The sequence below is a fragment of the Actinomadura parmotrematis genome (assembly GCF_019458805.1).
Taxonomy (GTDB): domain Bacteria; phylum Actinomycetota; class Actinomycetes; order Streptosporangiales; family Streptosporangiaceae; genus Spirillospora; species Spirillospora parmotrematis.
The window spans coordinates 1-13636 of sequence record NZ_JAIBOA010000002.1; the positions used below are offsets into that span (position 1 = coordinate 1).

9 protein-coding genes and 2 pseudogenes are annotated in these 13636 nt (G+C 76.1%); 1 reads left to right on the forward strand and 10 read right to left on the reverse strand.

Going from position 1 to position 13636, the window contains the following annotated elements; translation table 11 throughout:
* Window positions 1-126 precede the first annotated feature (126 nt).
* The 9 genes and pseudogenes from K1Y72_RS02765 to K1Y72_RS37705 all read right to left on the reverse strand — a co-directional run.
* Window positions 127-435 carry a hypothetical protein gene (locus tag K1Y72_RS02765; RefSeq protein WP_220162926.1) on the reverse strand — a complete coding sequence of 103 codons (309 nt, stop codon included), beginning with the start codon at window positions 433-435 and terminating at the stop codon, window positions 127-129.
* Window positions 436-499: 64 nt separating this feature from the next.
* Complete coding sequence (locus tag K1Y72_RS02770) at window positions 500-1279, reverse strand: class I SAM-dependent methyltransferase (RefSeq protein WP_220162928.1); 780 nt, start codon at window positions 1277-1279, stop codon at window positions 500-502.
* 90 nt (window positions 1280-1369) lie between these two features.
* Window positions 1370-4717, reverse strand: coding sequence for an ATP-dependent helicase (locus K1Y72_RS02775; RefSeq protein WP_220162930.1), 3348 nt, complete (start codon window positions 4715-4717; stop codon window positions 1370-1372).
* Window positions 4714-7875: an ATP-dependent helicase gene (locus tag K1Y72_RS02780; protein ID WP_220162932.1), complete on the reverse strand. Its 3162-nt coding sequence runs from the start codon at window positions 7873-7875 to the stop codon at window positions 4714-4716. Before K1Y72_RS02780 ends, K1Y72_RS02775 begins: the two co-directional genes overlap by 4 nt.
* A gap of 180 nt (window positions 7876-8055) precedes the next feature.
* Window positions 8056-10203 carry a hypothetical protein gene (locus K1Y72_RS02785; RefSeq protein WP_220162934.1) on the reverse strand — a complete coding sequence of 716 codons (2148 nt, stop codon included), beginning with the start codon at window positions 10201-10203 and terminating at the stop codon, window positions 8056-8058.
* Window positions 10200-10874, reverse strand: coding sequence for an ABC transporter ATP-binding protein (locus K1Y72_RS02790; protein WP_220162936.1), 675 nt, complete (start codon window positions 10872-10874; stop codon window positions 10200-10202). Before K1Y72_RS02790 ends, K1Y72_RS02785 begins: the two co-directional genes overlap by 4 nt.
* Window positions 10875-10950: 76 nt before the next feature.
* The gene (locus tag K1Y72_RS02795; RefSeq protein WP_220162937.1) at window positions 10951-11304 is read right to left on the reverse strand and encodes a hypothetical protein; all 354 of its coding nucleotides are present in this window, start codon (window positions 11302-11304) and stop codon (window positions 10951-10953) included.
* 244 nt (window positions 11305-11548) lie between these two features.
* Window positions 11549-11752: pseudogene (locus tag K1Y72_RS37700) on the reverse strand (PucR family transcriptional regulator); the annotation flags it as partial.
* 132 nt (window positions 11753-11884) lie between these two features.
* Window positions 11885-12427: pseudogene (locus tag K1Y72_RS37705) on the reverse strand (PucR family transcriptional regulator ligand-binding domain-containing protein); the annotation flags it as partial.
* Here K1Y72_RS37705 and K1Y72_RS02805 point away from each other — a divergent pair.
* Window positions 12426-13247, forward strand: coding sequence for a polysaccharide deacetylase family protein (locus K1Y72_RS02805; protein ID WP_220162941.1), 822 nt, complete (start codon window positions 12426-12428; stop codon window positions 13245-13247). The pseudogene K1Y72_RS37705 and the gene K1Y72_RS02805 sit on opposite strands and share 2 nt — an antisense overlap.
* Before the next feature lie 12 nt (window positions 13248-13259).
* Here K1Y72_RS02805 and K1Y72_RS02810 read toward each other — a convergent pair whose 3' ends face one another.
* A complete protein-coding gene (locus tag K1Y72_RS02810; protein ID WP_220162943.1) occupies window positions 13260-13607 on the reverse strand; it encodes an MGMT family protein in 348 nt (115 codons plus the stop codon).
* Window positions 13608-13636: the final 29 nt, after the last annotated feature.

Consider the following 13636-nt stretch of genomic DNA (forward strand, 5'->3'; position numbering starts at 1 on the left):
GGGGGGGGGGGGGGGGGGCGGGGGGGGCTGGGGGCCGGGGGCGTTGGGAGCCGGGGGCGCTGGGGGCCGGGGCCGTTGGGGGTTGTGGGTGGCTGGTGCGGGGTGCAAGCGGCCGGGGTGAGGGTGTCAGGCTACGGCGGTGGCGCGTTGTTTGGCGGCGAGGCAGATGCGGGCGAGGTCGTTCAGGGCGTCGGCGCGGCGCTCGTCCAGGGGGCGGTCGTCGCCCGGGGACGCCTCGGCGAGGGTGTCGATGACCAGGGAGAAGACGGGCCATTCGGACGGCGAGATGGCGCCCTGGAAGTCGACGTCGCCGCTCGCGAGGTCGTCCAGGTCGAGGTTGCGGGCGAAGGTCGCCAGGGCGGCCTCGGCGGCGACGACGCCGATGCGCATGGCGAGGGCGGCCGGTTCGCGTCCGGAGGCGTCCCTGGAACTCATGTTCGGAACCTTAGAACACCTGAGCGATCTTCGGCGAACGTCTGATCGAAAAAAGGTGCCCGGCTTACCCGACGATCGCCTGGAAGAAGGCGTTCGTGTGGGTGAAGTGGAGTTCGCCGTCCTGGCGCGTCGCGCGCATGCCGGTCGCCGGGCCGCCGTCGGCCTCGGCCGACAGAGCCTCGCGGATGCGGTCGGCGGAGCCGGAAGGCGTGTGGGACAGGGCGAGCCAGGGCTCCACTGGACGGACGAAGTCGAAGGTGTCGGTGCGCTTGACCTCAGCGCCGGCGGACGCGAGCAGGTCGGTGATCTGCGCGGCCGTGAGGAGGGTGTTGTGGGACGGGTCGCGCAGGCGTTCGATGGCGTCGGGGTCGGCGTCCAGGCCCTCGGGGCGGACGATGTCGGCGACGATGAGCGCCGCGCCCGGCCGGCATACCCGCGCCATCTCGCGGACGACCGCGGCCGGGTCGGCGACCTGGTGCAGGGAGAAGCGGGTGACGGCGAGGGTGAACGAGCGGTCCAGGTAGGGCAGCGCGGCGGCGTCGCCGAGGGTGAACGTCAGGTTGGTGAGGCCGGCGGCGTCGGCCTCCCGCTTGCCCTGCGCGAGCATCGCCGGGGTGAGGTCGAGGGCGGTGACGTGCCGGACGCGGTGCGCGAGGGCGCGGGCGACGAGGGCGGTGCCGGCGGCGACCTCCAGGACGACGTCGTCGAGGTCCAGCTCGGGATCCATGAACCGGACGAGCCGGTCGAGGTGGCGGGTGAACCCGACGTTCACGCGGGGGTCGGCGAACGTGGCCGCCTGCTTGGAGAACTCCTGCACGATCTTCTCGCCGTGGGTCGCCGTCACGCCGCCTCCGTGTGCCGAGAGCTGACAGGGGTTGTCCGGGATCATCCACGAAACGCGTGGCGGTGACCAGTGGCCCGTGGTCCGAATCACCTAGCCTGCGGGCACCGTGTCCAGGAGGGCGGCGAGGCCGGCGGCGTCGAGGAGGTCGGCGGGGCGGATGGTGGCGTTGGCGCGCACGTAGTGGAACGCGGCGCTGACCTGCTCGACCGGGACGCCCGCGAGGCCCGCCCAGGCGAGCCGGTAGGCGGCGAGCTGGACGCCGATGTGCGCGGCCTCCGAGGCCGGGGGCGGCGAGCCGGTCTTCCAGTCGACGACCTCGTAGCCGCCGTCGGAGGTGCGGAACACCGCGTCCATGCGGCCGCGCACGAGCCGGTCCCCGATGATCGTCTCGAAGGGGACCTCGAAGTCGACGGGCTCGCGCGCCGCCCACTCCGACTCCTCGAACCGCTGCTGGAGGGCGAGCAGCTCGGCCTCGCCGTCGGCGCCCTCGTCGGCGGCGCCGGGCAGCTCGTCGGGGTCGAGGAGCCGCTGCTGCCCCCAGCGCGACTCCAGCCAGGCGTGGAAGGCGGTGCCGCGCCGGGTGTAAGGGGACGGCGGGTGCGGCATCGGGCGGCGGATCTGGCGGGCCAGCGCCGCCGGGTCCTTCGACAGCGTGACCAGCGACGACACCGTGATGTTGGGGGGCAGCTCGACGGTGAGGCCGTCGCCGCCGCGCCCCCGGTCGCGCTCGGCGAGGAGCAGCTCGACGTCGCGCGCCCACGCCGACATGCGGGCCCGGTCGGGCTGCTGCAACCCCTCGTGGCCCGCCCACGGGCGAGGGCGGCCCGTCATGGCGTCGTCGACCATGCGGGCGGCCTCGACGGTCGCCTCGTAGCGGGCGCGGGCGCCCGCGTCGCGGCCGTGCGCGCCGGGCGGCGCGGGCCACTGCGCCTCCTCGTCGGCGGCGAGCAGCGGGTTGGGCTCGTCCTCGCCGGGCGGGTCGGCCCACTGGCGGACGCGGCCCGCGCCCGCCAGGCAGGTCTCGCGGGCCTCGGTGAGGAACGGCGACGGGCCGAGGGCGCGCCCCGACGCGCCCCACCAGTAGCCGGTGACGGCGAGCAGCGCGGACGCGCGGGTGACGGCGACGTAGGCGAGGCGCCGCTCCTCCAGCAGCTCGCGGTCGGCGCAGGCGGCGTCGAACGCGGCGAGGTCGTCCTTCTCCAGGCCGGCGAGGCGGGGCAGGTCGACGTGGTCGCCGCGCAGCATGAACGGCAGGACGCGCGGGTTCGCCGTCCAGCGGGTGGCGTTCTGCGGCGGCGACGGGAAGATCGAGCCCTTGGCGGGACCGCCGTTGCGCATCGGCGTATAGGACAGGCCCGGCACGAACACCACCGGCCACTCCAGGCCCTTGGAGGCGTGCACGGTGAGCAGCTTGACGCTGTCGCTGTCGCCGACGCGCCCGGCGGCCAGGCCGAACTCCTCGCTCTCGGCGGCCTTCAGGTAGGCCAGGAACGCGCCGAGGGTGGCCTCCTCGGCGTCGCCGGCGAAGTCGGACGCGGCGTCGATGAACGCGTCGAGGTCCGCGCGGGCGGTGACGGGGTCGAGGCCGGAGCGCGCGGCGACCTCGATGTCCAGGCCGAGGGCCCGCTCGACCTCGTTGACGAGGTCGGGCAGCGGCAGCCCGACCTGGGTGCGCAGGCCGCGCAGCTCGTCGCGGAGGCGGCGGAGCCGGCCGTACCCCTCGGGCGAGAACGCGGCCGGGTCGCCGAGGTCGTCCAGGGCGTCGACGAGGCTGCCGGTCTCCTGGTTCAGCTCGGCGACGAGCTGGGTGAGGGGGTCGCCGCCGGGCGCGGGGTCGTCCGGGCCGGGGACGCCCGCGCCCTCGGGCGGGGTGACGTCGCGGGCGGACTCCTGGGCGAGCGCGCGGGCGCGGCGGCCGAGCGCGACGAGGTCGCGGGGGCCGAGCCGCCAGCGCGGCCCGGTGAGGATGCGGGCGAGCGACGCCCCGGACGTCGGGTCGTGCATGACGCGCAGCGTCGCGACGACGTCCTGCACCTCGGGCGTGGTGAGCAGACCGCCGAGGCCGACGACCTCGACGGGGATGTCGCGCGCCTCCAGCTCGCGGCGGATCAGCGGGAACTGCGAGCGCTTGCGGGCCAGCACGGCGATGTCGGCGTAGCGGAGCGGCTCGGACTGGGGGCCGCCGTCGGGCGCGACGGCCGGGTCGCCCGCCATCAGCGCGACGATCCGGTCGGCGATCCACTCGGCCTCGTCCCGGACGGTGGGCAGCAGCACCGCCTCGACGCGGCCGCGCGCCTCGCGGCCGGCGCCGGGGACGAGGACGGGCACCTCCCTGGTCTCGGCGCGCAGCACGCCCTGGATGCGGGCGGCGGTGTCGAGGATCCGCTCCCCGTTGCGGAAGCTGCGGCTGAGCTGGCGGATCGGCGCGGGCGTCGGGTGCCCGGCGGCGTTCGGGCCCTGGAGGGGGAAGTCGTGGGCGAAGCGGCGCAGGTTGCCGGCGCTCGCGCCGCGCCACCCGTAGATGGACTGGCACGGGTCGCCGACGGCCGTCACCGGGTGCCCGCCGCCGAACAGCGACCGCAGCAGGACGAGCTGCGCCTGGCTGGTGTCCTGGTACTCGTCGAGCAGCACCACCGAGAACCGGGACCGCTCGATCATGCCGACCTGCGGGTGGTTGTAGGCGATGCGGGCGGCGAGCGCCATCTGGTCGCCGTGGTCGACGACCTCGCGGTTGCGCTTGGCCGCGTGGTAGGCGATGACCAGCGGCATCAGCTCCATGCGGACGGCGTGCCGGGCGAGGATGTCGCGCTGGGCTTTCAGCGGCTTGGCGACGGCGGCGAGGCGCTCCGCCAGCCAGTCGCCGACGCGGTGCACGTCGTCGGTGGAGCGCAGGTGCTCCGACAGGTCGCCGGCGAGGTCCATGACGGCCTTGGTGACGGTGTCGGGCGACCACTCGACGTGGTCCATCGGGCCGTCGTAGGCGTCCACCACCCGCGAGCAGATCTGCCAGGCGACCGCCGGGGAGATGAGCCGCATGGTGGGCTCCAGGCCCTCGCGCAGGGCGTGGTCGCCGAACAGGCGGGCGGCGTAGGAGTGGTAGGTCGACACCATCGGCTCGCCGTCGAAGATCTGCTCGCCGCCGAGGCGCTCCAGGTCGGCGGCGGGCAGCGCCTCGCGCAGCGTGTCGAGGCGGCGGCGGACGCGGACGCCGAGCTCGGCGGCGGCCTTGCGGGTGAAGGTGAGGCCGAGGACGCGCTCGGGCCGCACGAAGCCGTTGGCGACGAGCCAGACGACGCGGGCGGCCATCGTCTCGCTCTTGCCGGACCCGGCCCCGGCGATGACCGCCATCGGCGCGAGCGGCGCCTCGATCACGCGGGCCTGCTCGTCGGTCGGCGGCGGGATCTCCAGCAGCGCGGCGAGCTCGCCCGGTGTGATCAAAACCCCCCCGTCATGCCGCCCTCGTCCTGGACCGGACAGCAGGACCGTACCGGGCAGCTCCGACACTTCTCGTTGGCGCGCGCCTGGAAGACCTCGCCGGCCATGCCGGTCGCGACGATCTCGACGAGCTTCTTCGGCCACTCGGGGTCGGGGTCCTCCGACACCGGCCGCTGCTCCTGCTCGCGCACCTTACCGGTGTAGGACGCCTTGCCGACCTGGATGAGCTTGGCGCCGCCGGGCTCCAGCAGGCCGTGCCGCTCGAACGCGCCGAGCATGACGGCGTACTGGTAGACGCCGAGCTGGGGGTTGCGGGCGATGTCGCCGGGCGCGACCGGCTGGTTGGAGGTCTTGATGTCGATGATGACGGCGCGGCCCTCGGCGTCGCGCTCGGCCCGGTCGATGCGGCCCTTGATGACGACGCGGCCGAGGTCGACCTTGAACGACTCCTCCAGCGCGACGATCTCGTTGGGGTTGTCGCGGTGCCAGGCGAGGAACTTGTCGACCATGACGGCGGCCTGCTCGCGCTGCTTCTCGGAGTACCAGGCGGCGCGGAAGTCCAGGTCGTTCCAGATCTCGTCGAGGCGGCCGGCGACGTCGACCTCGGTGACCGAGGCGTCGGCGCCCGCCATCTCGGCGACGGCGTGCACGACCTTGCCCATAGTGGCGAACTCGTTCGGGCCGCCCTCCTGCGCGCCGACGGCGGACGTCAGCAGCCAGCGCAGGCCGCAGGTGGTGAACGTCTCCACCTGCGACGGCGAGATGGAGATCGTCTCGTCCTCGTCGAACGCCGGGCCGGTGTCCGACAGCGCGGTGATGGCGTACCAGTTCTCGGGGCGGGCGCCGCGGACGCCGGCGCGGGCGAGGCGGGCGAGGTGCCCGGCGGCGGCGCGCCGCATCGGCAGCGGGCGCGCCGGGTCGGTGGCGGTCGCGCGCAGGTCGGCGACCAGCGACGACAGCGACAGCCAGCGCGTCTTCACGTCGAGCTGCGACTGCTCCAGCGCGCCGGGGACGAGCTCGCTCAGGAACCGCGACGGGCGCTCCTCGGTGTCGTCGCCGCCGATCGCGGTGACGACGAGGCGGCGGCGGGCGCGGGTCGCCGCGACGTAGAACAGGCGGCGCTCCTCGTCCATCGCCTTGGCGGCGAGCGCCCATCCGGCGGCGCCCTCGCCCTCCTCGCCGGGCAGGTCGCTGCCGGCGGCGTACTCGATGAGGTCGGCGACGCCGAGCAGCGAGCCGCGCAGGCGCTGGTCGGGCCAGATGCCCTCCTGCACGCCGGCGAGGACGACCACCTCCCACTCCAGGCCCTTCGCCCGGTGCGCCGTCATGATCTTGACGGCGTCGCCCTCGGGGGCGTGCTCGGCGAGGGTCGTCGCGGCGATCTCCTGGGCGGCCAGGTCCTCCACGAACAGCTCGGGACCGGCCTGCGGGAGCCGGTCGACGAACCGGGCGGCGTGGTCGAACAGCGCCACGACGGCGTCCAGGTCGCGGTCGGCGGTGGTGCCGCGCGTGCCGCCGCGGGCGCTGCGCTCCAGCAGGTGGTCGGCGAGGCCGGACTCCTGCCAGACCGCCCACAGGACGTCCTCGGCCGAGCCGCCGCCCGCCGCGGTGTCGCGGGCGGTCTTGATGAGGTGGGCGACGCGCTCGGCGGGCGCGCGGACCTTCTCGTGGACGGCGATGAGCTCGCGGGCGTCCTCCAGCGCGGCGACCATCAGCTCGTGCAGCGGCCGGTCGCCGCCCGACAGCTCCTCCAGGTCGCGCAGGGCGCGCTTGAGGCGGCGCATCGCGAGCGCGTCGGCGCCGCCGAGCGGGCCGGTGAGCAGCTCCTCGGCGACCTCGGCGTCCAGGAACGCCTTCTTCAGCGCCGCGCGCAGCAGCACCAGGACGGGGCGGACGGCGGGCTCGCCGATGAGCGGCACCTCGTCGCCCGCGACGACGACGGGCACGCCCGCCTGCGACAGGGCGCGGCGGAGCGGCGGCACCTGGAGCGTCGCGCTGCGCACGAGGACGGCCATGTCCGACCAGGGGACGCCGTCGAGCAGGTGGGCGCGGCGCAGCTCGTCGGCGACGAGCGCGGCCTCCTGGCTCTCGGAGTCGGCGACGATCGCGTGGACCTCGCCGTCCTCGGCGTCGTCGGCGGTGAGCAGGGCGCGGTGCTCGGCGGCGATCGCCGACCCGGCGGGCAGGCGCTTGGCGACGCGGCGGGTGGCGGCGAGGATCTCGCGGCCCATCCGGCGGCCGGTGCGGAGCGCGACGACGGGCGCGGGGTCGCCGTCGATGGTCGGGAAGCGGCGCGGGAAGTCCATGATCCCGCGCACGTCGGCGCCGCGGAACCCGTAGATCGACTGGTCGGGGTCGCCGACGGCGACCAGGTCGCGGCCGTCGCCCGCCAGGTGGCGGAGCAGCTCCTCCTGCGCGGGGTCGGTGTCCTGGTACTCGTCGACGAACACCACGTCGTAGGCGTCGCGCTCCAGGATGCGGACCTCGTCCTCGGCGAGCAGCCGCGCGGCGATGCGGATCAGCTCGCCGTAGTCGTAGATGGGCGTCGGGTCGAGCGCGAACCGGCTGACGTAGCGGTCCATGAACCCGCCGACGGCGAGCCAGTCGTCGCGGCCGCGCAGGCGCCCGGCGTCCACGAGCTGCTCCCCGCCGAGGCCACGCTCGGCGGCGCGCATCATGAAGTCGCGGACCTCCTCGGCGAAGCCGCGGGTGTTCATCGCCGCGTGCAGCCGGACGGGCCAGCCCTGCGCGCCGTCCGCCAGCTCGCCCTCCAGCAGCCGCCGCACCTCCAGGAGCTGCTCGGGGCTGGACAGCAGGCGCGGCGCGAACTCCTCGTTCAGCACCGCGTCGCGGCGGAGCAGCGCGTAGGCGTAGCTGTGGAACGTCATCGCCAGCGGCGAGCGGGTGGTGCGGCGCAGCCGCCCGGTGATGCGGTGCCGCAGCTCCTCGGCGGCCTTGCGGCTGAACGTCAGGACGAGGACGCGCTCGGGGTCGGTGCCGCGGTTCTCGATGCGGTCGACGACCGCCTCCACGATCGTGGTCGTCTTCCCGGTCCCGGGCCCGGCCAGCACGAGGAGCGGGCCGCCCCCGTGCTCGACGACCCGGCGCTGCTGCTCGTCGAGGTCGGGCGCGGCGGTGCTGAGGTTTCCGGCGCGCCGCACGAGACGATAGGACCCTGCCGGCACAAGAGAAGATTCCAGCAGATGATCGTGTCTCGTCGGACCACATCGCCCGCATGTCGCGAATGAGGCGGACGGTGACGGCCCCGCCACCCGCGTCCGCTTCGGTCCCTCCCGCCCCCGCGCGCCCGCACGAAGAGACGATCCTCACATCCTGCCGCCTCAGTCCGCCACCGGCCGCCACCGCCGCGCCGCCCGCGCGGCGGCGAGCCCGCCGCCGGCCCCGACCGCGACCGCCGCCGCCGCGCAGCCGGCCATGGCGGCGGCGAGGACGCCCCAGTCCAGGTGGCCGTCGCGCACGACCGACACGAACAGCAGGCCGTCCCAGGCCGTCACCGCCCCGCCCACGAGGGTCGTCACCAGCAGCGGCACCGACAGGTGCCACCAGGCGACGGCGTGGAAGACCCGCGTCCGCCCGGTGAGGACGGCGACGGGGGCGAGCGCGGGCCCGAACCGCAGGAACTCCGCCGCCGCCCCGACCCCGGCGGCCGCGAGCAGCAGGGCGAGGCCGCAGGAGCCGAACAGCAGCAGCCAGCGGCCCGTGCGGACGTAGCGGTCGACGCCGAGGATCCAGGTCTCGCCGAGCGTCTGGACGCGCGGCGCGGGCAGCGCGGCGAACGCGGCGCGCTTGACCCGCCGCTCCTGGTCGGGCGCGGCCCGGTCGGCGACGACCAGCAGCGCGTCCGGCGGCCGGGCGCGCGCGGGCGCCGTCCGGGCGGCGATGCCGTTCTCGCCGTACCATTTCCGCAGTTCCTGGACACGGGGGTCGCCGTCCAACGGCAGCGCGGCGGGCGCGGCCGTGCAGGGCAGCCGCAGCGCGCGGCGAAGGTCGGCGCAGCCGCCGGCGATCACGTCCGGGCCGGTCCCGCCCTCGGTGAGCGTGAGCACGCGCGAGCCCGCGGGCAGCCGGGCGGTGAAGGCGCGGACGGCGGCCGGGTCGAAGGCGCCGGCGTCCACGGTGAGGACGGCGGCGCCGATGCGGTCCCGGGTGGCGTGCGCGGCCGCCGCCTCGTCGTTCAGCCGGCTGGTCCACACCTGGAGCTGCACGATCAGGCCGAGCCCGATGGCGGTCGCGGCGGCGAGGCGGACGACGACGCCGGGGTGCGCGGCCGTCCAGCGGCCGCCGATCAGCAGGCCGGGCGGTCCGGCGCGGCGGCCGAGCCGGGCGAGGGACCGGCCGAGGCGGCCGCTCAGCATCGCGCCGAGCGAGGGCGCGGCGGCCCACAGGCCGAGCGTGCCGAGCGAGAACACGACGAGCCCGGTGCGGCCGCCGAGGTACTGGCTGCCGGCGACCGCCGCGAACGCGGCGCCGCACGCCGCGAGGCGGCGGCGCGGCACCCGCTCGGCGAACCGTCGCGGGCGGGTGCCGCCGCCGGGCGCCGCCGGGGCGAGCGCGACGACGAGGGCGAGCAGCAGCGCGGGGGCGGCCGCGACGGCGGCGGCGAGCAGCGGCCACGCCGCCCGCAGGTCGCCGGGGGCGAGGACGTAGCCGGTGATCGGCAGCCGGACCGGGACCGCCAGCGCCGTCGCGACCGGCGGCAGGCCGAGGGCGGTCCCGGCGAGCACGGGCGGCGCGGCCTCCCCGACGTCGATCAGCGCCCGGTGCCGGCGCCGCGCGCCGAGCGCGCGCAGCAGGTCGGTGCGGCGGTCGCGGGTGGCCGAGCCGCAGCGCGCCGCGACGGTCGCCAGCGCCAGCGCCGGCACCCCGGCGAGGCCGCCGAGGGCGAGCAGCAGCATCGGCAGCGGCTCGGGGTCCTGGGCCTCGCCGAGGCCGTAGGCCCGGCCGAACCCGGCTGCGGCGTCCCACGAGCGGCGCTCGGCACCCGCCGGCGGGTGCCGGGGGCGCACGTAGGCGAGCCGCTCGGCGGGCGAGGCGAGGCCCGCCGCGCCGATCGTCCCCGCGTACCGGCCGTAGCGCTCCCGGACGCCGTCGCCGGCCGCCGCCAGCGCGGGCGACAGCAGCACCTCTCCGGGGGCGGGCCAGGCGCGCACGCCGGGCGGCGGCGCTGCGTCCGGGGTCAGCGGCTCCACGTAGACGATCCAGTGCGGGACGTCGCCGGCGGCCTCGTCCAGGTCGGACCAGAGCACGGTCGCCGGATGCCGGGCCGTGGCGGGCACCGGGCCGCGCGCCCGGTCGCGGACGTCGCGCCCGTGGTACATCGCGGCCGCGCCGACCGCCGCCGCCGCGACCGCCGTCAGCGCGGCGGCGGCGAGGAGCAGCGCGACGAACCGGAGCCGCCCGCCGGGGGCGCCGCGCCCGGCGGCCCGCCCGATCCCGAGGAGCTGGCGGGACAGGCCGCGCCCGCTCACGCGGCCGCCTCCGCGGAGAGCCGGCCGCCGCGCAGGACGAGGCGCTCGTCCGCGCGGGCCGCGACGGCCGGGTCGTGGGTGGCCACCACCAGCGCGCAGCCGTGCTCGGCGGGCAGCGCGAACAGCAGGTCGGCGACGGCCTCGCGCGCCTCGGCGTCCAGGGCGCCGGTCGGCTCGTCGGCGAGCACGACCGCCGGGCCGGCGGCGAGCGCCCGCGCCACCGCGACGCGCTGCCGCTCGCCGCCCGACAGCAGACCGGTCGCCGTCCCCTCCACCGGGACGCCGAGCCGGACGAGCAGCTCCCGCGCGGCCGCGTACGCCGCGCGGCGCCCGGTCCCGCCGAGCAGGGCGGGCAGCGCCGCGTTCTCCACCGGCGTCAGCTCGGGCAGCAGCTCGCCGAACTGGAAGACCATGCCCATGGTGCGGCGGCGGTGCTCGGCGAGCGCCCGCCGGGACATCCGGGTGACGTCGGCGCCCGCCACCGCGATCTCCCCGGCGTCGGGGCGGACCAGCCCGAGCAGGCACATCAGCAGGGTCGACTTCCCGCTCCCGCTCGGCCCGCTCACCGCCACCGACCCGCCGGCCGGCACGTCCAGCCCGGCGCCGTCCAGCAGCACCCGCCCCCCGACCGCGTACCGCACGCCCCGCGCCCGCACCACCGGACCGACCATGCTCGCCTTCCCCCGCTTCCCTCGGAGCCGTGCGCCGCCCGCGACCGCCCGCCATAAGGGGCGGCCGGAAAAAGAATCAGCCCTTCACCTTGACCCAGGCCGTGCATTTGTCGGGCTTCCAGTCGTACTCCTCGCAGGGGTGGATTTTGGTGATGCGGGATCCGTTCCCCGAGTACACCTTGGTCCGGTAACCGGACTTGTTCCACAGGGTCTTCTTCTTGCCGCCGCTGCTGTAGCGGTTGTACTCGCCCTTCACCCACTGCTTCTTGCCGAGGTCCTGAAGGCCGGTCCTACCGGCCTTGCCGGCGGCCGGCGCCCATTGGCTCACGCGACCGGACAGCGTCGCCGTCTTGCCGAGCGCGTCGGCGGAAGGCAGCGCGAACCCCGTGACCAGCGCCGCCCAAACGGCCGCCTTGACGAATTTCGACATCAATGACTCCCCGTCATCGGACGATGACACGGTCGCTTTTGCGACCCTCGTGCCATCCCTTATGACAGAGAAATATTCCGGGAGCGAATGAAAGGGTCAACACCCGGTGCACGGCGCTGCCGGGATGCGAGACCGGATCAGGCCAACCTGCCGTGCCCTTCCCGGGCGTCCGGCCTGCTGAAGGCGGCGGACCCGCCGGAGCGGGAGGGGACGCCGGGATGGCCGTCTCCGGACGGCGACCGGGTCAGGAGCGCAGGGCGAGGAGGAGGTCGACGCGGTCGTCCAGGGAGGACAGGTCGCGGCCGGTCAGCTCCTCGATGCGGCGGATCCGGTACCGCAGGGTGTTGACGTGCAGGTTCAGCAGGCGCGCGCAGGCCGTCCAGGAGCCCGAGCAGGCCAGGAACCGGTCGAGGGTGCCGAGCAGGTCGCTGCGGTAGCGGCGGTCGTAGCCGATGACGGCGCCGAGCACCTGCTGCCGGAAGGTCCGGCGGGCCTCGGCGGGCAGCCGGGCGAGCAGCGCGGCGTGCGAGGAGGGCAGCACGTCCGGGTCGCCGGTCTCGGCGTCCAGGCGGCGCACCACGATCGCCATCAGCCGCGACAGCGGCGTCTCGGCGGGCACCGCGACGAGCGGCACCCCGTAGCGCTCGCACGCCTCGACGAGGTCGGCGGGGACGGGCTGGGCGGCCTCGCCGGCGGCGAGCGCGCTGATCCGCTCGGCGGCGAGGGCCGCCACGAACGGCGCCGAGTCGTAGGGGCCGCGCCGCCACATGAGGCCGGTGAGCACGAGCTCCCCGCCGTCCAGATAGCGGGACGGGTCGGGCAGGTCGGTCACGAACACCTGCCGGATCGGGCGGTCCAGCCGCTCCGCGCAGGCGAGGGGACGGAGGCGGAGGTCGAGGTCGTCGAGCAGATCGAGCGTCTTCACGCGGGCGAGCCTAGGAAACGCATGTTCGGGCTGTATGCACGAAGTGTTACGTGCAGGAAACGCGGTCTTGGAGGCGCCGCCGGTGACATGGCCCACACCGGCCGTCCCGCGCCGAACCCGCGCGTGACTCCCGGGATCGGAGGGAAGAGCGGGATGACGGTACGCGACGGACGTGTGACGGACGGGGGCGGAACGCATGGGCGAGGACGGCGGCGCGCTGAGCCGGAGGCGGTTCCTCGCCGTCGCGGGGACGGCGGGAGTCACCGGCGCGTCCCTGCTGGCGGCGGGCGCGGCCTGCGGGGGCGAGGAGACCGCCCGCCGGTCGGCGGCGCGCCGCCGGATGAGCGTGGCGGCGCCGTCGCCGCCGCCGCGGCAGGCGCCTCCGCCGAGCTGGACGCGGGCGCCGCTCACCGCCGCGCACCGTCCCGTCTTCGACCTGCGGCAGGTGCTGCCCGCGCCGCCGCCGAACGCGATCGCGCTCACCATCGACGACGGCCCGCACCCCGAGTGGACGCCGCGGATGCTGGACCTGCTGGCCCGGCACGGCGTCCCGGCGACGTTCTCGGTCATCGGCGCCGAGGTGAAGCGCTTCCCCAAGCTGGTGGAGCGGATCGCCGCCGCCGGGCACCAGGTCGCCAACCACACCATGCACCACCCCAGCCCGTTCGCGGCGCTGCCGCACGCCCGCATCCGCGCCGAGATGGCCGAGGCGCGGGTGCGGATCGAGGACGCCGCCGGGTACGCGCCGCGCTTCTTCCGCTCCCCCGGCGGCGACTGGAACGCCTACACCTACGACCAGTGCGCCGAGCAGGGCATGATCCCGATCGACTGGGACGTGGACCCGCGCGACTGGGCGACCCCCGGCGCGCGGCACATCGAGCGCGCGCTGCTGAAGGCGGGGCCCGGCGACATCGTCCTCTGCCACGACGGCGGCGGCGACCGCGCGCAGACCATCGCGGCCCTCTCCCGCGCCCTGCCGGCCCTGAAACGCCGCGGCCTGACCTTCGTCTCCCTCTGACCGCGGCGCGGGTCAGAGGGCGGGTTCGTCGAGGACCCAGCCGCCCGCCTCGGGGCCGTCGGGGATCCAGCGGGCGCGCGTCATGTCGACGCGGCGCCCGTCGGGGCGGAGCGGGGTGCCCTCCGCGCGGTACTCCTCCAGGGCCCGCACCTCGTGCCCGGACGCCGGGCCGCCGTCGGCCCTCACCACCCGCCACCACGGCACGCCGCCGCCGTAGAGCGCCATGACCCGCCCGACCTGGCGCGGCCCGCCCCGGCCGACCAGCTCGGCGATGTCGCCGTAGGCGAGCACCCGGCCGGGCGGGATGCGCTCGACGGTGTCGAGGACGACCTCGGCGTACTCGTCAGGTTCCGGCTGCACCCGCCGATTCTGCCGGACGCCGCGCGCGC

Coding starts and splice junctions, on each gene's coding strand:
- K1Y72_RS02790 (WP_220162936.1), bottom strand. CDS start 10,874: ATGGTCGGTCCGGTGGTGCGGGCGCGGGGCGTGCGGTACGCGGTCGGG.
- K1Y72_RS02765 (WP_220162926.1), bottom strand. CDS start 435: ATGAGTTCCAGGGACGCCTCCGGACGCGAACCGGCCGCCCTCGCCATG.
- K1Y72_RS02805 (WP_220162941.1), top strand. CDS start 12,426: ATGGGCGAGGACGGCGGCGCGCTGAGCCGGAGGCGGTTCCTCGCCGTC.
- K1Y72_RS02795 (WP_220162937.1), bottom strand. CDS start 11,304: ATGTCGAAATTCGTCAAGGCGGCCGTTTGGGCGGCGCTGGTCACGGGG.